Raw genomic sequence first — 19,474 nt, forward strand, 5'->3', positions numbered from 1 at the left:
GGGGCCCTTGCTCCCCTGCCCGGGCCGACGTCGGCCCGAGGCGATCGCGCCGCCAGGATAGCCAGAGTTCACCCGCTCCCGGCAACGGTTCCCGCCCCTCGGGCATGGGGAGAGGTCCCCACCGTGCGCCCGCCCGCCCTCGTCGTGGGCGGGCGTTCAGCGGGCCAGCCGCTCCACGACCGTCCCGTACAGCCGGGGCAGGCGCGCCGCGGCCGGGACCACGCCCCGGCGCAGCGGCGAGCGCGCGGCGGCGACGAGCCCCGTGGTCAGCACCCGGTAGTCCCGGGTCGCGGCTGCCCAGGCGCGCTCGTACGCGGCAGGGCGGTCGAGGTGCTCGACGGCGGCACGCGCCTGCGCGAGCCCCACCCGCAGCCCCTCGCCCGTCAGCGCGTCCACGTACCCCGAGGCGTCGCCCACCAGGCGGACCCGGCCCGCCGTGCGGGCCCGGGTGCGGACCCGCAGCGGGCCGGCTCCGCGCAGGGGACCGTCGGGGACGGCACCCTCCAGCCGCGCGGCCAGCTCCGGCAGGGTCGCGAGCTCGGCGTCGAAGTCCACACCCGCCGGGCCCAGCAGCGCCACCCCGACGACGTCGTCGGCCACCGGGGTCACGTACGCCTCGACGTGCGGGCCCCAGTGCACCTCGACGAGGTCCGTCCACGGCGGCACCCGGTAGTGCCGGCGCAGCCCGAACCGCCGGCCCCCTCGCCGCGGCGGCGTCTCCAGCCCCACCTCGCGCCGCACGCGCGAGTGCAGGCCGTCGCACGCCAGCAGCCAGCGTGCCCGCACGCCGGCGGCCACCACCGACGTCCCGTCCTGCAGCACGCCGCCGACCCGGCGCGGCAGGACGACGGCGCCCGCGGCGGTCGCCGCCTCGTGCAGGGCGCCCTGGAGCACCGTGCGGCGCACCCCCCGCCCCACGCCCCGGTCGAACCGGTGGTCCGCGACGACACCGCCCTGCCGGTACGAGATCCCCGCGAGCGGCCGGCCCTCCGGGTCGACGCCGAGGCGCCGCACCGCGGCGAGCGTGCCGGGCATGAGGCCCTCGCCGCAGGCCTTGTCCACCGGTGCCGCGCGCGGTTCGAGCACCACGACCCCCCAGCCGTCACGGCGCGCCTCGATCGCGGCGGCGAGCCCGACGGGGCCACCGCCGACGACGAGGACGTCGGTGTCTGCGGCCGCGATCACCGCGGGCCGTCCGCGAGCCGCAGCGCGCGCTCCTCGCTCGGGATGCGGAACCCGAGCAGCAGCCACGCGTTGAGCACCGTGAACGCGACCGCGGTGAGCCACGCCGAGTGCACCAGCGGCAGGGCGAACCCTTCCACCACGACGGCCACGTAGTTCGGGTGCCGGAACCACCGGTAGGGGCCTCCGTGCACCAGCGGGAGACCGGGGACGACGATCACGCGCGTGTTCCACCGAGGGCCCAGGGTCGTGATGCACCACCACCGCAGGCCCTGGCTCGCCAGGACGAGCACGACCATCGGCCAGCCGAGCCACGGGAGGAACGGCCGGTCGAGCGCCACCACCTCGACGACGCACGCGACCAGCAGGCCGGTGTGCAGCGCCACCATCGCCGGGAAGTGGCCGCGCCCCGACTCCGCTCCCCCGCGCGCGAACGACCAGCGGGCGTTGCGGGCGGAGACCACCAGCTCCGCGAGTCGCTCCAGCGCGGTCGCCGCGACCAGGGCGACGTACAGGGCGACCGACGCGGTCACGCGTCGTCCCGCCCGCGCAGCAGGACGAGCTCGGTCGAGACCCCCGGCCCGAAGGCCATGAGCACCGCCCACCCGCCCGGGGGCGGCGCGCCGTCGTCGAGCGTCGCGGCGAGCACGTGCAGCACGGACGAGGACGACAGGTTGCCCTGCGCGGCCAGCGTCGCGCGCGTGCGGGCGAGCGCCGCCTCCTCCAGCCCGAGCGCGTCGCGCACGGCGTCGACGATCTTGGGGCCGCCGGCGTGCACCACCCAGGTGCCGACGTCGCCGAGCTCCAGGCCGTGGGTGGCGAGCAGGTCCTTGACGTCTCCCGCGAGGTGCGCGCCCAGGAGGCTCGGCAGCTCCGCCGACAGCACGATGGCGAACCCCGTGTCCCGCACGTCCCACCCCAGGTGCTCCGCGGTGCCCGCGTAGATCCGGCTCCGCGTGCCCACGACCTCCGGGACCGGGCGGCCCGCGGGCGCCGCGACGTCGTCCCCGGCCACCACCACCGCGGTGGCGCCGTCCCCGAACAGTCCGGACGACACGAGGTTCGCCGTCGACGGGTCGTCACGCTGGAAGGTCAGGGAGCACAGCTCGACGGAGACCAGGAGGGCCACCTGGTCCGGGTGCCCGACCAGGTACTCGTGCAGGTGGGCGAGCCCGGCCGCGCCGCCGGCGCAGCCGAGGCCGAACGACGGCATGCGCCGCACGTCCGGGCGCAGCCCCAGCCGCCCCACCAGGGTGGCGTCGATCGACGGCGCGCCGACGCCGGTGACGGTCGTGAAGAGGAGCAGGTCGACGTCCTCGGGGCCGAGGCCGGCCGCCGCGAGCGCCTCGTGGCACGCCTGCTCGGCGAGGTCCGTGCCCGCCCGGGCGAACCGGGCGTTGGCGGCCCCGAAGCCCGCCAGGTGGGCGTAGTCGGCCAGCGGGAGCGCGAGGTGGCGGGTGCGCACCCCGGAGGCGGTGTGCAGGCGGCGGGCCAGCTCGCGGCGCGGTCCCGCGGGGGCGAGCAGCGGCGCGACGACGTCGGCGATCTCCTCCTGCGGGTGCGCCGGACCGGGCAGGACGGGGGCGACGGCGAGGACTCGCGACATGCTTCGCATCGTGGCACCGGTCACGTCACCCGGCCACTGCCCACCCTTCTTCCGCGCCGAACAGGTGGTTACGCCCCCTTTCACAGCTCAGAACGTGAACAACCACCTGTTCGGCGAGATGGGGGCGGCCGGGGAGCGGTAGTTTCCGGGTCATGGGCGGCGACGCGGCGGGCACGACGACGCGGGTGCGGGGCATGCTCGCGGCCACGCACCCGGCTCCGGCGGCCGTCGTCACCGCGCTCGCCCTCGTCTTCGCCCTCGGCGTGGGGCTCCCGGCCGGGCGGACGGTGCTCGTCACCGCGGCGGTCGCGGCCGGCCAGCTCTCGGTGGGGTGGAGCAACGACTGGCTGGACGCCGCCCGGGACGGCCTGGTGCGGCGCCAGGACAAGCCGACCGTGGCCGGCACGGTCACGCCGCGGCTGCTGCGTGCGGGGGCGTTCGTCGCGCTCGGCGTGTGCGTCGTCCTGTCGTTCGCGACCGGGGTGGTGCCGGGCCTGCTGCACGTCGCGGCGGTCGGGAGCGCCTGGTCGTACAACGCCTGGCTCAAGTCGACGCCGGTCTCGTGGCTGCCCTACGCGGTGAGCTTCGGGCTGCTCCCGGCGTTCGTGGTGGCGGCGGGCCTCGACGGGCGCGTCGTGGCGGGATGGACGGTCGCGGCGGCTGCCCTGCTCGGCGTGGGCGCGCACGTGGCGAACGTGCTGCCCGACCTCGAGGACGACCGTGCCACCGGCGTCCGCGGGCTGCCGCACCGGCTGGGGCGGCGGGCGTCGAGCGTGCTGGCGCCCGTGGTGCTGGCGACGGGCGGCGTGGTGACCCTCCTCGGACCGCCGGGTCCGCCCGCCGCGCCCTCTGCCGTGCTGACCGGGGCGTCGCTGGTGCTCGCCGCCACCGCGGGGGTGGTGGGACTGCGGCGGCCGCACAGCCGGGCGCCGTTCCTGCTGAGCATGGCGGTGGCCGCGGTGTGCGTCGCGCAGCTCGTGCTCGCGGGCGACGCGGTCGCCGTCCTGCCGGGTCAGTACGGCTAGCCCGCCGCCCCGGGATCGGCGTCCGGAGGGCTGTCGGCCATGCCGCACCTCTCCTCGGGTACCTGGGACCCGCACAGGTAGAGGTCCCAATCGGCCTGGACAGCGTGCTCGTCGCCGTCCTGCGTGACGTAGGTCAGGGTCAGGCCACCCACGTGGGCGCCGCGTGCGTCCGCGGTGAGGCTGACGAGGATCTCGTCCGTCGGCCGGCCGTCGTAGCCGAGCAGGTCGGAGCAGCCGACGTCGACCTCGTGCCCCTCCACGCCCTCGTGCAGGCGCAGGGACCCCATGTCGACCTGCGGGTCCCTGGCGTCTCCCAGCATGCTGCCGATCGGTGTGTCCGTCGACGAGTCGAAGGTCCGCACGTACGCCACCGCCGACACGGGGCGGGGGCCGGAGCGGTCGCCGAACGTCAGCCCGGTGATCCGGAGCGGTCCGACGTCCTGCGCCTCGCACGGGAGGATGCTGCCGAACGTCCCGCTCCATCGCTCTCCGGGGCGCAGGTCGTTCGGCGGGCGGAGCGAGATCGTCCCGGAGCCGACGTACCCCGTCTGCAGCAGCCCGCTCCCGTCAGGTTCCGGTGGGCCGTCGCTCGAGCAACCCCCCGCCCCGAGGACGAGCACGGCACCGACGGCGCCGAGCACCACCGCGCGCCGCACGGGCACCCGACCGAGCCGGAGGAGCGGATGCCCGCCCTGCCTCCGGCCACCCGCCCCGTCGCGCGACATGGGTGGAACGTACGGCTCGCGGTTTCCACCGTCAACGGTCACCGCGGGTGAAGCCGCGCGCGAAGGACCGGTGGCCGAGCTCGCACCACCCCGACCGCGCGCCGCCCGGGGTGCAGGGGGCTGTGGGTGACCGGCCGCGGTCCCCGCAGGCGTCGCATAGCATCCGATGGTGTCCTCGGTCTACCAGCGCGCCCGCGACGAGATCGCGCCGTACCGGCGCTGGGTCGCGGTGGCCGTGGTGGTCGCGGTCGCCTGGGCGCTCTGGGTGAGCGGGCCGGGCTGGTCCTCGCCGGCCCTGGTGGTCGCTGCCGCCGCCGGTGCCGCGCTCGGCGTCGTCGACGCCCGCACCCACCGGCTCCCGAACGCCCTCACCTACCCCGCGACCGCGGCCACGGCGGCCCTGCTCCTGCTCGCGGCCGCCGCGACGGGGGCCTGGGACGCCGCGCTGCGCGCCGGGCTCGGAGCCGTCGTCCTCGGCGGCGCGTACCTGGTGCTGCACCTCGTCAACCCGGCCGGGCTGGGCCGCGGGGACGTCAAGCTCGCCGTCCTGCTCGGCCTGGTGACCGCCTGGGCCGGGTGGCCCGTGCTGTGGGCGGGCCTGGTGCTGCCGTTCCTGCTCGGCGGCGTGGTCGCCCTCGTCCTCCTCGTCACCCGTCGGGCGGGGCGCGGCACGGCGATGGCCTTCGGGCCGTACATGCTCGTGGGCGCGGCGCTGGCGCTCACGGTCGCCCGGCTCTGAGGGATCGACGTAGCGGTTCCTCCTCGTCCCCGCGCAGGAGCGCAGGAAGCGCTCCGTGACGGGCCCGCGAGCTAGACGGTGCGGTCCGCGAGGGTCTCGGCGAGGTCGGCGAGCGCCTGCCGGACAGGCCCGTCGGGCAGGGGCGCCAGCTCGGCCGCGGCCTCGCGTGCGCCGCGGGCCGCCAGGGCACGGGTCTCGGCCAGCACGTCGTGGGCGCGCAGGTCGGCGACGACGGCGGCCAGCACGGCGTCGTCCGACAGGTCCCCGTCGAGCCGGGCGACGAGCGCGGCGTCCTGCTCCGTGCCCTCGCCGCGCGCGACGCGCTGCCGCAGCAGCAGCACCGGCATCGTCGGGACGTGCTCGCGCAGGTCGGTGCCGGGCGTCTTGCCGGACTCGTCACCGGTCGAGGAGATGTCGAGCACGTCGTCGGCGAGCTGGAACGCGACGCCCACCTTCTCGCCGTAGGCGGTGACCGCGTCCACGACCTCGGGGGCGCAGCCGCCGAACATCGCGCCGAGCCGCGCCGACGTCGCGAGCAGCGACGCCGTCTTGTCGCTGAGCACCTGCAGGTAGTGCTCCACCGGGTCCTCGCCGTCGCGGGGGCCGAGGGTCTCGTGCAGCTGGCCGAGGCACATCCGCTCGAACGTGCGCGACTGCAGCACCACGGCCTCGGGACCGAGGCCGGCCACGAGCGCCGAGGCCCGCGCGAACAGCAGGTCGCCCACGAGGATCGCGACGGAGTTGCCCCACACCGTGTGCGCGGACGGTGCACCGCGGCGCACCGGGGCGGAGTCCATGACGTCGTCGTGGTAGAGCGACGCCACCTGCGTGAGCTCCACGACGACCGCCGCGTCGACCAGCTCGGGGCGCGACCCGTCACCGAGCTCGCCCGCGAGCAACGTCAGCAGCGGCCGGAACCGCTTGCCGCCCGCCGCGACCAGGTGGCGCGACGCGTCGTCGGCCAGGGCGTCCGCCGAGGCCACGGCCGCGTCCAGGGCCGCGTCGACCTGCACCATGCGCTCCGCGAGCCGTTCGGCGAGCGCGGGGTCGGACAGCGGGATCGCCGTCGGCGGCGAGGGCGGCGTGTGCCCCGGCCGGGGGGCCGGTGCGGAAGGTGCGCGAGTCACTGTCCGAACCTATCCGTCCCCGGCGCTGAACACTGCACCGAAACCGCCCGCGGACCGCGTCGGTTCGCTCACGCCCGCCCCGCCGCCGCGCCCGTCACGGGCGGAACTGCGCCGCCTGCGCGGCGAGGTCCAGGGCGCCCGCGGGCAGGATGCCGAGCAGCAGCACGCCCACCGCGCAGACCGCGATCGCGAACGCCGCCGGGCCGCGCGACCCGACCACCGTCACCACCGTGCGCGAGACCAGCGTGCGGGTGGCCGCCCCCGTCAGGGTCGCCGTGCCTCCCGTCGTGCCCTCGCCCCGCTCTGCCGGCGACCCGGCGGGCGCGCCGGACCCGGCAGCCGGTGCTGCGTCGTGCCCCGGCGCCGGGGTCAGCACCATGAGGACGATGACGCGGACGTAGAAGAAGACGGACACCGCGGACGCGAGGACGCCGAGCAGCGCCAGCGGCCACGCCCCCGCCTCGACGGCGGCGGAGAACACGCCGAACTTCGCCACGAAGCCCGCGGTGAGCGGGATGCCCGCCATCGAGAGGAGGAACAGCGAGAACGCGGCGGTGAGCCACGGCGCCTTCTGCCCCAGCCCCGCCCACTGCGCGAGGCGGGTGGCCTCGCCGAGCACCACGCCGTCGTCCGCGACCGGCCCGTCACCGGGAACGTCGTCCCCCGACACCGTGCGCTCCCGCACCAGCGTGACGACGGCGAACGCCCCGATCGACGCCAGCCCGTACGCGAGGAGGTAGAAGAGCACCGCCTGGGACCCGGTCTCGTCCATCCCGACCACGCCCACCAGGAGGAACCCGGCGTGCGCGATCGCCGAGTACGCCAGCAGCCGCTTGACGTCGGTCTGCACGGCACCGGCGACGGTGCCGACCAGCATCGTGAGGATCGCGACGGCCCACAGCGCGACCTCCAGGTCGTGGCGGATCGACGGGGTCAGACCGTTCGCCAGGGTGAACAGCACCCGCACCAGCGCCCCGACCGCGGCGGCCTTCGTGCACGCGGCCATGAACCCGGTGATCGGGGTGGGCGCCCCCTGGTACACGTCGGGCGTCCAGGCGTGGAACGGCGCCGCCCCGATCTTGAACAGCAGGCCGCTGAGCACGAGCAGCAGACCCACCACCACGAGCGCCGGCATGGTGCCGAGCGGCGAGGTCGACGGGTCGGCCAGCACCGCGACGACCTCCTGCAGGCGGACGGTGCCCGCGAAGCCGTAGACCAGCGCCACGCCGAAGATGAACAACGCGGAGGCGAACGCGCCCAGCACGAAGTACTTGAACGCCGCCTCCTGGCTGAGCAGGCGCCGGCGGCGGGCCGTCGCGCACAGCACGTACAGGGGCAGCGAGAGCACCTCGAGCGCCACGAACATGACAATGAGGTCGTCCGTGGCGGGGAACAGCAGCATGCCCCCGGTCGAGAACAGCAGCAGCGGGTAGATCTCGGTCTGCTGCAGGCCCGCCCGGCGGGTCTCGTCCTCGTACGCGGTACCAGGCACGGCGGCGGCCGCGGGCGCGAACGCGTCCTGGCCGGTGGTCGTGCGCTCCGCGACGACGAGCACGCCCAGGAGGGCGCACACGGCCACGACGGCCTGCACGCCGAGGCCGAAGGGGGTCAGCAGGTACGACCCGCCGACCACCGACACCGCGCCGTCCTGCACCCGGTCCCACAGGAGCCCGATCGCCACGAGCGACCCGGCGAGGGCCACGAGGGCCAGGGACAGCTGCGTGACGCGGCGCGCCCGGGCCGGGACGAACGCCTCCAGCAGGACGCCGAGCACGCCGGCGCCGAGCACGATCAGCACCGGGGACACGGCCGCCCAGTCGACGGGCGGAGGGACGAAGTCGTTCACAGCAGGCTCCCCTCGACGGAGGCGGACGGGCCGGGCGCGGCGTCGGCGGCCGACGACGAGAGGACGGGCGGCGGGTCGGTCTCCCCCACCTGCTCGACGGCGACCTCCCCGGGGGCGCGGACGTAGTCGAGCACCGGGCCGGGCACGAGGCCGAGCACCAGCAGCGCGCCGACGAGCACGCCGGCGACCGTCTTCTCCCGGCCGTCGAGGTCCCGCGCGCCGACGAGCTCGGGCGTCGTCGCGCCGGTGAACATCCGCTGGTAGGTGAGCAGCACGTACACCGCGGCGAGGACGACGGCGGGCACGGCCACGAGCACGGCCGCGGGCCAGCGGGAGTACGAGCCGAGGAACACCATGATCTCGGAGACGAACGTCGCGAGGCCGGGCAGCGACGCGGCCGACAGGCCGGCCACGAGGAAGGTGCCGCCCAGGATCGGCGCCACCCGGCGCAGGCCGCCGTAGTCGGCGATGAGCTGGCTCTGGCGCGGGTGCCGGGCGATCGCGAACCCGGCGACCAGGAACAGCGCCCCGGTCGAGATGCCGTGGTTGAGCATCATGAGGCTCGAGCCGGCGGTGCCCAGCGACGTGAACGTGAAGATGCCCAGGATGATGAACCCGAAGTGGGACACCGACGTGTACCCGATGAGGCGCAGCACGTCGCTCTGCCCGATGGCGAGGATCGCCCCGTACAGGATCGAGATCACCGCCAGCACGACGACGAACGGCGCCGCCCAGCGGCTGGCCTCGGGGAACAGCGGCAGGCACAGCGTGAGCATCCCGAAGGTGCCCACCTTGTCCAGCACGCAGATGAGCAGCGTCGAGGTGCCGGGCGTGGCGTGCTGCGTCACGTCGGGCAGCCACGAGTGCACGGGGAACATCGGCGCCTTGATCGCGAACGCGAGGAAGAAGGCGCAGAACATGAGCTTCTCGGTGGTCGGGTCGAGCGCCAGCCCCGTGAGGTTGTCGGTGAGGAACGTCTCCGGTCCGCGCTCCCCCGCCGGCACCTGCAGGTAGAGCGCGATGACGCCCACCAGCATGACCAGGCCGCCCGCGAGCGAGAACAGCAGGAACTTCACGGCCGCGTACCGACGCTGCGGGCCCTGCCCGAACCCGCCGACGAGGAAGTACGCGGGGATCAGCATCGCCTCGAACACCACGTAGAACAGGAACACGTCGCGCGCCGCGAAGACGGTCACCATGAACGCCTCGAGCACCAGCACGGTGGCGAGGTAGCGCCGCAGCCGCACGGTGTCGCCGCCCTGCTCGCGCCACGCGGCGAGGATCACCAGCGGCACGAGACCCACCGACAGCGCGACGAGCAGCAGGCCGACGCCGTCCACCCCGACCGCGTAGCTGGCGCCCAGCGCCGGGATCCACGAGTGCGTCTCGCTGAGCTGGTGGGCCCCGGCGTCGCCGGTGTCGAAGGCGGCGAACGCCCCCACCAGCAGCGCCACCTCGACGAGCGCCCCGACGAGCGCGACCGTGCGGGCCGCGCCCGCACCGAACCTGCCGCCACCCGTGACCGCGCCCGCGGCGGGGCGCCCCCGGCCCACCCCGGTGAGCGCCGTCGCGGCGGCGGCCACCAGCGGCCACACGATGAGGACCGTCAGCCAGGGGAACCCTGCGCTCATGGCCGTGGACGTTGCTGCGGACATCGTCATCCTTCCTTCGTCCGGGTCATCGGCGTCATCAGCGGGGCCCCGTCAGCTCGCCAGCGCCCACACGACGACGCCCACGACCCCGAGGCCGCCGAGCATCGTGGCGGCGTACGAGCGCACGTAGCCGTTCTGCATCCGGCGCAGCCTCGCGCCGAGCCGCCCGATCCCGCCGGCCATCCCGAGCCAGCCGCCGTCCACCGCCGCGCGGTCCGTGTAGACGAGCGACCGCGTCAGGTACTGGCCCGGCAGCATGACCAGGGACTCGTTGACGTCGTCCTGGTGCAGGTCGACGCGAGCGGCGCGCACGAGGGCGGAGGCCCGCGGCGGGTCCACCGGCACCGCGGCGACGACGTACTGGCGCCACGCCAGCACGATGCCGAGCGCCACGAGCAGCAGCGTGACCGTCACGAGCAGCCAGACCGGCAGGACGGGCTCGTGGTGCTCGGCGTGCCCGGTCACCGGCTCCAGCCAGGTGACGAACCGGTTCCCCAGCGCCAGGATCCCGCCGAGGGCCACGGACCCCACGGCCAGCACGATCATCGGCCAGGTCATGAGCGCCGGGGCCTCGTGCGGGTGACGCACCGGCCGGCCGTCGTCCGCCGCCCCGTCACGGCCGTCGTCCCAGCGCCGGCGGCCCAGGAACGTCATGAAGACCAGCCGCGACATGTAGTACGCGGTGATGCCCGCGCCGAGCAGCGCCGCCGTGCCGAACACCCACGGCCGCCAGCCCTCGCCGACGAACGCCGCCTCGATGATCTTGTCCTTCGACCAGAAGCCGGAGAACGGCGGCACGCCGAGGATCGCGAGCCAGCCCAGGCCCATCGTGACCGCGGTGACCGGCAGCAGCCGGCCCAGGCCGCCGAACCGGCGCATGTTCACGTCGTCGTCCATCGCGTGCATCACGGAGCCGGCACCGAGGAACAGCCCCGCCTTGAAGAAGCCGTGCGTGAGCAGGTGGAAGATCGCGAACGCGTACCCGACCGGGCCGAGGCCCGCGGCGAGCATCATGTAGCCGATCTGCGACATCGTCGACGCCGCCAGGGCCTTCTTGATGTCGTCCTTCGCGCAGCCGACGATCGCGCCGAACAGCAGGGTCAGCGCGCCGACGACGGCGATGACGAGCTGCGCGTCGGGGGCGACCTCGAGCAGCGGGCCGGAGCGCACCAGCAGGTACACGCCGGCGGTCACCATCGTGGCCGCGTGGATGAGCGCGGACACCGGCGTCGGGCCGGCCATCGCGTCCCCGAGCCACGCCTGCAGCGGCAGCTGTGCCGACTTGCCGCACGCGGCGAGCAGCAGCATGAGGCCGATCGCCGTCATGACGCCCTGGCCGGCCGCCGTCGCGCCCTCGCCCGCCGCCGGCAGCACCGTCGCGAAGTCCACCGCCCCGAAGGTCGCGAGCATGAACATCATCGCGACGATGAGGCCCATGTCGCCCACGCGGTTCATGACGAACGCCTTCTTGCCGGCGACCGCGTTCTCGCGCCTGCCGTCCCAGAACCCGATGAGCAGGAACGACGCCAGGCCCACGCCCTCCCAGCCGACGAAGAGCAGCAGGTAGGAGTCGGCGAGCACCAGCAGCAGCATGGCCGCGACGAACAGGTTGAGGTAGCCGAAGAACCGGCGCCGGTCGACGTCGTGGTCCATGTACGCCACCGAGTAGACGTGGATGAGCGTGCCGACGAACGTCACGAGCATCACGAACGTCATCGACAGCGGGTCCACCTGGAACCCGACGTCCACGTGCAGCGGGCCGGAGTCGATCCAGGTGCCCACGGTCTGGGTGCCCACCCGCTGGTCCGCGGGGGTGCCCAGCATGTCGAGGAGCATCACCAGCCCGACGACGAACGTCGCGGCGCTGGCCAGCACGCCCAGCCAGTGCCCCCACCGGTCGGTGCGCCGGCCCGCGACCAGCAGCACCAGGGCGCCGATCATGGGCGTCGCGACCAGCCAGGGGGCGAGGGAGAGAGTCTGCATCATCGCGTCGTCACCGGGGCCCTTCAGCTCTGGAGCAGGTTGACGTCGTCGACCGAGGCCGAGCGGCGGGAGCGGAAGATCGTGATGATGATCGCGAGCCCCACGACGACCTCCGCGGCGGCGACCACCATCACGAAGAAGGCGAGCACCTGCCCCGTCACGTCACCGTGGATGCGCGCGAACGTCACGAACGCGAGGTTGGTGGCGTTGAGCATCAGCTCCACGCCCATGAACACGACGATGGCGTTGCGGCGCAGCAGCACCGTCGTCGCACCGATCGCGAACAGGATCGCGGCCAGCCCCAGGTAGTTCGTGATCTCCATCAGCGCACCTCCCCGTCCTCGTCGCCCGCGCCGGCCGGGCGTCCGCCCGAGGCGTCGGCCGTGCCTGTCGCCACGGGGTCGCCCGCCTGCTCGACCGTCGTGTCCCCGGCAGGCCCCACGCCGATGAGGCGCAGGTCGTCGCGCGGCACGAGCGTCTCCTCCTCGGCGAGGACGGCCGTGGCGGACCGCTCCTGGCCGCGGATGCGCAGCACCCGGGGCACCGAGTGCGGCAGGGGCGCGCCGTCCGGCCCGAGCGCCGGCGTGTCCATCGCGTTGTTCTGCGCGTACACGCCGGGCGCGGGCAGGGGGGTGAGCGTGCGGCCCTGCTCGATGCCGGCGACCCGCGCGGCGGCCAGCACCCGCTGGGTGGGCCGCACGCTGAGCCGGCGGCGGTGCGTGAGCACGAGGCCCGCGAGCGCCGCGGTGACGAGCAGGACGCCGACCACCTCCATCGCGAGGACGTAGTCGCCGAGCAGCACCCGGGCGAGCGCGACGGGGTTGGTGACCGCGTTGGCGGTCTCCAGGCCGACGGCGGGCGGGAACTTCGCCTGCGCGAGCACGCCGAGCAGCACCACGACGAGCCCGAGTCCGAGCAGGACGCCCACCCAGCGCTGACCCTTGATGGTCTCGGTGAGCGAGTCGGCGGCGTCGACGCCCACGAGCATGAGCACGAACAGGAAGAGCATCATCACGGCGCCCGTGTACACGACCACCTGCACGACGCCGAGGAACGACGCCTCCTGCGCCACGTACAGGATGGCCAGACCGACCATCACGAACATGACGCAGACCGCGGCGTGCACCGCCTTGCGGGCGAACAGCAGCCCGAGCGCGGCGAGCACCATGAGCGGCGCGAGCACCCAGAACAGCGCGGCCTCCGCGCCCGACGCGGTCACGACCGGGCCTCGCTCTCGACGTTGCCGACGCTGCCGACGTTGCCGACGTGCCCGCCCTCGGCGGCCTGCCGGGTCGCGACGGCCGCCTTGGTCGCGCTGCCGCGCAGACGGTGCCGGCGCGGCGTGGGGGGCGGCGCGTCCCCGTGGACGACGCGCGCGGCGGCGTCCAGGGAGGGGTCGTCGGGCCGGTGCTCGCGCACCCAGGCGACCTGCTCGGCCGTGGGCGCGCTGACCTCGCCGCGGTAGTACTCGGTGTCCGTGGTGCCCTCGACCATGGGGTGCGGGGCGGCGAGCATGCCCTCGGCGAGCGGGGCGAGCAGGTCCTTCTTCTCGTAGATCATCCCCGCCCGGTCGGGCCCGGCCAGCTCGTAGTCGTTCGTCATCGTGAGCGCCCGGGTGGGGCACGCCTCGATGCACAGCCCGCAGAAGATGCAGCGCAGGTAGTTGATCTGGTAGACGCGGCCGTACCGCTCCCCGGGCGACAGGTGGGCGCCGTCGGCCAGGTCGGCGTTGTCCGCGCCCTCCACGTAGATCGCGTCTGCGGGGCAGGCCCAGGCGCACAGCTCGCAGCCGATGCACTTCTCCAGCCCGTCGGCGTACCGGTTGAGCTGGTGGCGGCCGTGGTAGCGGCGCTGCGGCGGCGTCTTGGTGCGGGGGTACTGCTCCGTCACCGTGGGCCGGAACATGGAGGAGAACGTCACGCCGAACCCGGCGACCGGGGCGAACAGGTCGCCCAGCGGCCCCTTGCTCGGGCGCAGCGGCTCGTAGGGCTTGTCGGTCATCGCGTCTCCTCGGATCGGTCGACGGCGGAGGCGGCGGCGGGGACCTCGGCGGCCTGCGGGACGTGCCGGCGCGCACGGGGCGACGGGGGCAGGGTCTGGCCCGGCAGCGGCGGCACGGGGAACCCGTCGGCGAAGGCGTCGAAGTCGCCGCCGGTCCGGCGGGCGCCGCCGGGCGGCCCGGAGGACCCGGTCGCGGCGGCCGTGGCGGTGGCGCCCTTGCGGTCGGGCCACAGCCAGAGCAGCCCGACGACGACCGCGGCGGCGACGATCACGCCGGTGATGAGCTGGGTGCGGGTGATGCCCGCGAGGCCGAGGTACTGGAACACGGACAGCACCACGACCCAGCACAGCGCGACCGGGATGAGCACCTTCCAGCCGAACGACATGAACTGGTCGTAGCGCAGCCGCAGCAGGGTGCCGCGCACCCAGACGAACACGAACATGACGAGCCAGAGCTTGGCGAGGAACCACAGCACCGGCCACCAGCCGGTGTTGAGCATGCCGTCGGCCACCGCCGACAGGGGCCACGGCGCCCGCCAGCCGCCGAGGAACAGCGTGGTGGCGACGGCCGAGACGTTGAGCATGTTGATGTACTCCGCCAGGAAGAACCAGGCGAACTTCATCGAGCTGTACTCGGTCATGTACCCGGAGACGAGCTCGCCCTCGGCCTCCGGCAGGTCGAACGGGAGGCGGTTGGTCTCGCCGATCATCGAGATGACGTAGACGACGAAGGCGGGCAGCAGCGGCAAGAACCACCAGACGCCGGCCTGCGACGCGACGATCTGCGACGTCGACATCGACCCGGCCATGATGAACACGCTGACCAGGGAGAGCCCCATCGCCAGCTCGTAGGAGATGACCTGGGCCGTGGAGCGCACGCTGCCGAGCAGCGGGTATGTGGACCCGGAGGACCAGCCGCCGAGCACGATGCCGTACACGCCCATCGACGCGCACGCGAGCACGTAGAGGATCGCGACCGGGAAGTCGGTGAGCTGGGCGGGCGTCGTGTAGTCGGTGAACGGGATCGTCACCTCGGGGCCGAACGGGATGACCGCGAAGACCAGCAGCGCGCAGAACACGGAGATCATCGGCGCCAGCAGGTAGACGACCCGGTCGGCGCGGGTGACGCTGACGTCCTCCTTGAGCAGCAGCTTCATCGCGTCCGCGAGCGACTGGAGCAGGCCGAAGGGGCCGTGCCAGTTGGGGCCGGGGCGCACCTGCATGCGCGCCACGACCTTGCGCTCGAACCAGATCGCGAACAGCACGCTCGTGAGCAGGAAGACGACGATGAACACGGCCTTGATGAGCGAGACCCACAGCCAGTCGTTGCTGAAGTCGGCGGCGACTCCGGGGATCATGCGGCCCCTCCCTGTGCGTCGGTCGTGCCTGCGGTCGTGCCGGCGCCGACGGTCTCGACGGGCGGCCCGATGCGGACGAGGTCGCCGGGTGCGGCGCCGAGCGCGTCGTGCACGCGGCAGCCGCGCGACGCGAGCGGGAGCCACACGACGTGGTCGACCATGTCGGTGATCGCGACCGGGACGGTGATCTCGCCCCGGTCGGTCGCGACCGTCACGCGGTCGCCGTCGTACACGTCGACGGCGGCGGCCGTCGCGGCGGACATCCGTGCCACGGGCCGCTTGGCCGTGCCGGCGAGGAACTGCTCGCCGTCCTGCAGGGCGCCGTCGTCGAGCAGCAGGTGCCAGCTGGCCAGGACGGCGGATCCCGGCGGGACGGTCGGAGGTTCGACGGGCTCGCCCTCGGGGGCGGGCACCCGGGCCCCGCCCCAGGCGGGCAGGGCCGCGATCGCCCGGTGCGCGTCGAGCGGCATGGCGGCGCCGAGGGTGATGCCCGCGTGGGTGGCGAGCGCGTCGAGCACCCGGTGGTCGGGCAGCGCGGCGCTCTCCAGCGCCGCGCCGAACGCGCGGACGCGCCCTTCCCAGTTCCAGTAGGAGCCGGCTCGTTCGGCCGGCGGGGCGACCGGCAGGACGACGTCCGCAAGCCGCGTGACCTCGGACGTGCGCACCTCGAGCGAGACGACGAAGCCCGCGGCCGCGAGCGCCGTGCGGGCGTGCGCGGGGTCGGGGAGGTCGGCCAGCTCCACGCCGCCGACCAGGACGCCGCCGAGCTGTCCGACGGACAGGGCGTCGAGGATCTCCGCGGCGTCCCGGCCGGGGGCGGCGGGCAGGGCGTCGGTTCCGACGCCCCACGCGGCGGCGACCTCGGCGCGGGCGGCGGGGTCGGTCAGGGGCCGCCCACCGGGCAGCAGGCCGGGCAGGAGGCCGGCCTCGAGGCCGCCGCGCTCCCCCGCGCGCCGCGGGATCCACGCGAGGCGGGCACCGGTGACGGCGGCGAGCCGCAGCACCGCCGCGTACGCGCCCGGCGAGGAGGCGAGCCGCTCGCCCACGAGGATCAGCGCGCCGGGTCCGGCGAGCCCGTCGGCGACGGCGCCGAGCGCCTCCCCGGTCTTGCCCGTGTCGGAGTCGGCCGGCACGAGGCCGCCGCCGGCGCGGGTGGCGAGGATGCCGAGCCACTCGGCCTCGGTGCCGGGCGCGGCGGGCAGCAGGGTGCCGTCCAGGCGGGCCAGCCCGCGGCTGGCGAACGGCGCCAGCGACCAGACCTTCGTCCCGTGCTTGCGCACGCCCTTGCGCAGCCGCAGGAACGTGATCCCCGCCTCCTCCTCGGCCTCGAGGCCGGCGAGCAGGACGGCCGGCGCGGCCTCGACGTCGCCGAAGGTCACCCCGACGCCGGTGCCGGCCACCGCGTGGCCGAGGAACGCCGCCTCCTCGGCGGAGCCCACGCGGGCCCGCTGGTCGACGTCGTCCGTGCCGAGGACGGTGCGCGCGTACCGCGACCAGGCGAAGGCGTCCTCGACGGTGAGCCGGCCGCCCGGGAGGACGCCGACGCCGCCCGCGGCGCGGGCGGCGGCCAGGCCCTCGGCCGCCAGCTCGAGCGCCTCGGCCCAGGACGCGGGCCGCAGCTCGCCGCGGGACACGACGCGGCCGTCGGCCGCGAGCTCCCGGTCGCGCACGAGCGGGGTGGTGAGGCGGTCGGGCGCGGCCTGCCAGGTGAAGGCGAACCGGTCCTTGTCGGTGATCCACTCCTCGTTGACCGCCGGGTCCTCCCCCGACAGCCGGCGCAGCACGACGCCGCGGCGGTGGTCGACGCGGATCGCGGAGCCGCACGAGTCGTGCTCGGAGATCCCCGGGGTCGAGACGAGGTCGAAGGGGCGGGAGCGGAACCGGTACGCCGCGCCCGTGAGCGCACCCACGGGGCAGATCTGCACGGTGTTGCCGGAGAAGTACGACGCGAACGGCTGCCCGCCGGCCGTGGCGGCGGCGGACCCGAACGTGGCCTCGGGGAGCTCGCCCTGCGGCGGCGCGAAGTCGAGCACGGTCTCGTCGAAGCGGCCGATCTGCTGGTGCGCGCCGCGCTCCTGCAGCGCGATGAACGCGTCGCCCGCGATCTCGTCGCTGAACCGGGTGCAGCGCTGGCACAGCACGCACCGCTCGCGGTCGAGCAGGATCTCGGTGGAGACCGCGATGGGCTTGGGGAAGGTGCGCTTGACGTCCTCGAACCGCGTCTCGGCGCGGCCGTTGCTCATCGCCTGGTTCTGCAGGGGGCACTCCCCGCCCTTGTCGCACACCGGGCAGTCCAGGGGGTGGTTCATGAGCAGCAGCTCCATGACCCCGTGCTGCGCCTTGTCGGCCACGGCGGAGGTGCGCTGCGTCTTGACGACCATGCCGGGCGTCACCGTCATCGTGCAGGAGGCCTGCGGCTTCGGCATGGGCCGCACGTTGCCCTCGCGGTCGGGCATCGCGACCTCGACGAGGCACTGGCGGCACGCGCCGGCCGGCTCCAGGAGCGGGTGGTCGCAGAACCGCGGGACCTGGATGCCCACCTGCTCCGCGGCGCGGATGATGAGCGTGCCCTTCGGCACGGTCACCTCGACCTCGTCGATGGTGAGCGTGACGGTCTCCACGGGTCGCTCGACCGGGCCGCCGCCCGCCGCGCCGGTGTTGTCGACGGTCGCCGTCATCAGTGACCTCCCGCCCCGGCGAGCGCCGGCGCCTGCTTGGGGGTGTAGGGGAACAGGGCGCTCGCGCGCGGGTCGAACGGGCACCCGTGGGAGTCGATGTGCGCCTGGTACTCGTCGCGGAACAGCTGGATGCTCGACGTCACGGGCGACGTCGCGCCGTCGCCGAGCGCGCAGAACGCGCGGCCGAGGATGTTGTCGCACAGGTCGAGCAGCAGGTCGACGTCGCGCTCCTCGCCGCGGCCCGCCTCGATGCGGTGCAGCACCTGCTTGAGCCAGTACGTGCCCTCGCGGCACGGTGTGCACTTGCCGCACGACTCGTGCGCGTAAAAGTCCGTCCAGCGGCTGACCGCCCGGACCACGCACGTCGTCTCGTCGAAGAGCTGCAGCGCGCGCGTGCCGAGCATCGAGCCGGCCGCCGCGACCGACTCGTAGTCGAGCGGGGTGTCGAGGTGGTCCGCCGTGAACAGGGGCGTCGACGAGCCGCCGGGCGTCCAGAACTTCAGCTGGTGCCCGGCCCGCATCCCGCCGGCGAGGTCGAGCAGCTCGCGCAGGGTGATGCCGAGCGGCGCCTCGTACTGCCCCGGGCGGGTGACGTGGCCGGACAGCGAGAACAGCCCGTGCCCCTGCGACTTCTCCGTGCCCATCCCGGCGAACCAGTCGGACCCGCGAGCCACGATGCCGGGGACCGACGCGACGGACTCGACGTTGTTCACCACGGTGGGCCGCGCGTACAGGCCCGCGACGGCGGGGAACGGCGGCTTCAGCCGCGGCTGGCCGCGCTTGCCCTCGAGGGAGTCGAGCAGCGCCGTCTCCTCGCCGCAGATGTAGGCGCCGGCCCCGGCGTGCACGGTGACGTCCAGGTCGAAGCCGGAGCCGAGCACGTCCTTGCCGAGGAACCCGGCGTCGTAGGCCTCCTGCACCGCGGCGAGCAGCCGCCGGTACACGTGCAGCACCTCGCCCCGCACGTACACGAAGGCGTGGTCGCAGCCGATCGCGTAGCTCGTGATCGCGATGCCCTCCACGAGGTGCTGCGGGCTCGCCAGCATCAGCGGGATGTCCTTGCAGGTGCCCGGCTCCGACTCGTCCGCGTTGACCACGAGGTAGCGCGGCCCGCCGTCGGGCGGGGGCAGGAAGCCCCACTTCATGCCCGTGGGGAACCCGGCGCCGCCTCGCCCGCGCAGCCCGGAGTCCTTGACGGTCTGCACGATGTCGCCCGGCTCCATCGTCAGGGCCTTGCGCAGCCCGGCGTACCCGCCCGCCGCCTCGTAGGCGGCGAGCTTCCACGAGCGGTCCGCGTCCCACGTGTCCGTGAGCACCGGCATCAGGTCAGTCATCTCCGCGGCCCTCCTTCTCGGGCTCGGGCTTCGCGTCGCCGCCCGACGGCGACCGCCCCGGGCTCTCGTCCCCCGGCGCCGTCGCCGGCCGCTCGGCCGACGACTGCTCCCCGCCGGTCTCGGGCGGGACGTCGGCATCGGAGCCCGCAGAGGCCGAGGAGGGGGCGGGGGATTCCTCGTCGCCGGGCTGGTCGGGCCTGGCGGGAGCCGAGGGAGGG

General features: G+C 74.7%; 16 protein-coding genes and 1 pseudogene. 2 read left to right on the forward strand and 15 right to left on the reverse strand.

The annotated features are described in order from the left end of the window. Positions 1 to 156: 156 nt before the first annotated feature. Genes ACFT55_RS04520 through ACFT55_RS04530 form a run of 3 tightly spaced genes read right to left on the reverse strand, consistent with a single transcriptional unit; the run spans position 157 to position 2,788 of the window. Positions 157 to 1,185 (reverse strand): NAD(P)/FAD-dependent oxidoreductase, encoded by a 1,029-nt coding sequence (locus tag ACFT55_RS04520; RefSeq protein WP_380241950.1) that lies wholly within the window; start codon positions 1,183 to 1,185, stop codon positions 157 to 159. Next, the gene (locus ACFT55_RS04525; RefSeq protein WP_380241952.1) at positions 1,182 to 1,715 is read right to left on the reverse strand and encodes an isoprenylcysteine carboxyl methyltransferase family protein; all 534 of its coding nucleotides are present in this window, start codon (positions 1,713 to 1,715) and stop codon (positions 1,182 to 1,184) included. Before ACFT55_RS04525 ends, ACFT55_RS04520 begins: the two co-directional genes overlap by 4 nt. Further along, positions 1,712 to 2,788 (reverse strand): type III polyketide synthase, encoded by a 1,077-nt coding sequence (locus tag ACFT55_RS04530; protein ID WP_380241954.1) that lies wholly within the window; start codon positions 2,786 to 2,788, stop codon positions 1,712 to 1,714. The genes ACFT55_RS04525 and ACFT55_RS04530 overlap by 4 nt, the downstream gene beginning before the upstream one ends. Positions 2,789 to 2,940: 152 nt before the next feature. On the opposite strand from ACFT55_RS04530, the gene ACFT55_RS04535 reads away from it, so the two are divergent. Continuing rightward, complete coding sequence (locus tag ACFT55_RS04535) at positions 2,941 to 3,813, forward strand: UbiA family prenyltransferase (protein WP_380241956.1); 873 nt, start codon at positions 2,941 to 2,943, stop codon at positions 3,811 to 3,813. Here the strand turns inward: ACFT55_RS04535 and ACFT55_RS04540 are convergent. Beyond that, positions 3,810 to 4,538, reverse strand: coding sequence for a hypothetical protein (locus ACFT55_RS04540; protein WP_380241958.1), 729 nt, complete (start codon positions 4,536 to 4,538; stop codon positions 3,810 to 3,812). The two genes, ACFT55_RS04535 and ACFT55_RS04540, sit on opposite strands and share 4 nt — an antisense overlap. Positions 4,539 to 4,704: 166 nt before the next feature. On the opposite strand from ACFT55_RS04540, the gene ACFT55_RS04545 reads away from it, so the two are divergent. Beyond that, complete coding sequence (locus tag ACFT55_RS04545) at positions 4,705 to 5,277, forward strand: prepilin peptidase (RefSeq protein ID WP_380241960.1); 573 nt, start codon at positions 4,705 to 4,707, stop codon at positions 5,275 to 5,277. Between the two features lie 71 nt (positions 5,278 to 5,348). Here the strand turns inward: ACFT55_RS04545 and ACFT55_RS04550 are convergent, their stop codons facing one another. The 11 genes and pseudogenes from ACFT55_RS04550 to ACFT55_RS04600 all read right to left on the reverse strand — a co-directional run. Next, a complete protein-coding gene (locus tag ACFT55_RS04550) occupies positions 5,349 to 6,404 on the reverse strand; it encodes a polyprenyl synthetase family protein (protein WP_380241962.1) in 1,056 nt (351 codons plus the stop codon). A gap of 94 nt (positions 6,405 to 6,498) precedes the next feature. Further along, on the reverse strand, positions 6,499 to 8,250 hold the full coding sequence (gene nuoN, locus ACFT55_RS04555) for an NADH-quinone oxidoreductase subunit NuoN (protein WP_380241965.1): 1,752 nt from the start codon (positions 8,248 to 8,250) through the stop codon (positions 6,499 to 6,501). Next, positions 8,247 to 9,881, reverse strand: a complete 1,635-nt coding sequence (locus ACFT55_RS04560) for an NADH-quinone oxidoreductase subunit M (RefSeq protein ID WP_380241983.1) — start codon at positions 9,879 to 9,881, stop codon at positions 8,247 to 8,249. Before ACFT55_RS04560 ends, nuoN begins: the two co-directional genes overlap by 4 nt. A gap of 72 nt (positions 9,882 to 9,953) precedes the next feature. Further along, complete coding sequence (nuoL, locus tag ACFT55_RS04565) at positions 9,954 to 11,885, reverse strand: NADH-quinone oxidoreductase subunit L (protein ID WP_380241967.1); 1,932 nt, start codon at positions 11,883 to 11,885, stop codon at positions 9,954 to 9,956. Positions 11,886 to 11,908: 23 nt separating this feature from the next. Further along, entirely contained in the window at positions 11,909 to 12,208 is a 300-nt protein-coding gene (gene nuoK, locus ACFT55_RS04570; protein WP_380241969.1) for an NADH-quinone oxidoreductase subunit NuoK, read from the reverse strand. Further along, the gene (locus tag ACFT55_RS04575; RefSeq protein ID WP_380241972.1) at positions 12,208 to 13,104 is read right to left on the reverse strand and encodes an NADH-quinone oxidoreductase subunit J; all 897 of its coding nucleotides are present in this window, start codon (positions 13,102 to 13,104) and stop codon (positions 12,208 to 12,210) included. Before ACFT55_RS04575 ends, nuoK begins: the two co-directional genes overlap by 1 nt. Continuing rightward, the gene (nuoI, locus tag ACFT55_RS04580) at positions 13,101 to 13,886 is read right to left on the reverse strand and encodes an NADH-quinone oxidoreductase subunit NuoI (RefSeq protein WP_380241974.1); all 786 of its coding nucleotides are present in this window, start codon (positions 13,884 to 13,886) and stop codon (positions 13,101 to 13,103) included. The genes ACFT55_RS04575 and nuoI overlap by 4 nt, the downstream gene beginning before the upstream one ends. Continuing rightward, the gene (gene nuoH, locus ACFT55_RS04585) at positions 13,883 to 15,244 is read right to left on the reverse strand and encodes an NADH-quinone oxidoreductase subunit NuoH (protein ID WP_380241977.1); all 1,362 of its coding nucleotides are present in this window, start codon (positions 15,242 to 15,244) and stop codon (positions 13,883 to 13,885) included. The genes nuoI and nuoH overlap by 4 nt, the downstream gene beginning before the upstream one ends. Continuing rightward, positions 15,241 to 17,922: an NADH-quinone oxidoreductase subunit G gene (locus tag ACFT55_RS04590; protein WP_380241979.1), complete on the reverse strand. Its 2,682-nt coding sequence runs from the start codon at positions 17,920 to 17,922 to the stop codon at positions 15,241 to 15,243. Before ACFT55_RS04590 ends, nuoH begins: the two co-directional genes overlap by 4 nt. Next, complete coding sequence (gene nuoF, locus ACFT55_RS04595) at positions 17,922 to 19,256, reverse strand: NADH-quinone oxidoreductase subunit NuoF (RefSeq protein WP_380241981.1); 1,335 nt, start codon at positions 19,254 to 19,256, stop codon at positions 17,922 to 17,924. The genes ACFT55_RS04590 and nuoF overlap by 1 nt, the downstream gene beginning before the upstream one ends. Further along, positions 19,249 to 19,474 (reverse strand): annotated as a pseudogene (locus ACFT55_RS04600) (hypothetical protein); the annotation flags it as partial. The pseudogene ACFT55_RS04600 and the gene nuoF, both read right to left, overlap by 8 nt.

Origin of the sequence: Isoptericola sp. NPDC057191, from assembly GCF_042670225.1 — a bacterium.
Classification (GTDB): Bacteria; Actinomycetota; Actinomycetes; order Actinomycetales; family Cellulomonadaceae; genus Isoptericola.

Bases quoted from the DNA above. Each gene is read 5' to 3' on its own strand.
- nuoI (WP_380241974.1), bottom strand. From the start codon at position 13,886: ATGACCGACAAGCCCTACGAGCCGCTGCGCCCGAGCAAGGGGCCGCTG.
- ACFT55_RS04535 (WP_380241956.1), top strand. From the start codon at position 2,941: ATGGGCGGCGACGCGGCGGGCACGACGACGCGGGTGCGGGGCATGCTC.
- ACFT55_RS04560 (WP_380241983.1), bottom strand. From the start codon at position 9,881: ATGAGCGCAGGGTTCCCCTGGCTGACGGTCCTCATCGTGTGGCCGCTG.
- ACFT55_RS04540 (WP_380241958.1), bottom strand. From the start codon at position 4,538: ATGTCGCGCGACGGGGCGGGTGGCCGGAGGCAGGGCGGGCATCCGCTC.
- ACFT55_RS04530 (WP_380241954.1), bottom strand. From the start codon at position 2,788: ATGTCGCGAGTCCTCGCCGTCGCCCCCGTCCTGCCCGGTCCGGCGCAC.
- nuoK (WP_380241969.1), bottom strand. From the start codon at position 12,208: ATGGAGATCACGAACTACCTGGGGCTGGCCGCGATCCTGTTCGCGATC.
- nuoH (WP_380241977.1), bottom strand. From the start codon at position 15,244: ATGATCCCCGGAGTCGCCGCCGACTTCAGCAACGACTGGCTGTGGGTC.
- nuoF (WP_380241981.1), bottom strand. From the start codon at position 19,256: ATGACTGACCTGATGCCGGTGCTCACGGACACGTGGGACGCGGACCGC.
- ACFT55_RS04545 (WP_380241960.1), top strand. From the start codon at position 4,705: ATGGTGTCCTCGGTCTACCAGCGCGCCCGCGACGAGATCGCGCCGTAC.
- nuoL (WP_380241967.1), bottom strand. From the start codon at position 11,885: ATGCAGACTCTCTCCCTCGCCCCCTGGCTGGTCGCGACGCCCATGATC.
- ACFT55_RS04590 (WP_380241979.1), bottom strand. From the start codon at position 17,922: ATGACGGCGACCGTCGACAACACCGGCGCGGCGGGCGGCGGCCCGGTC.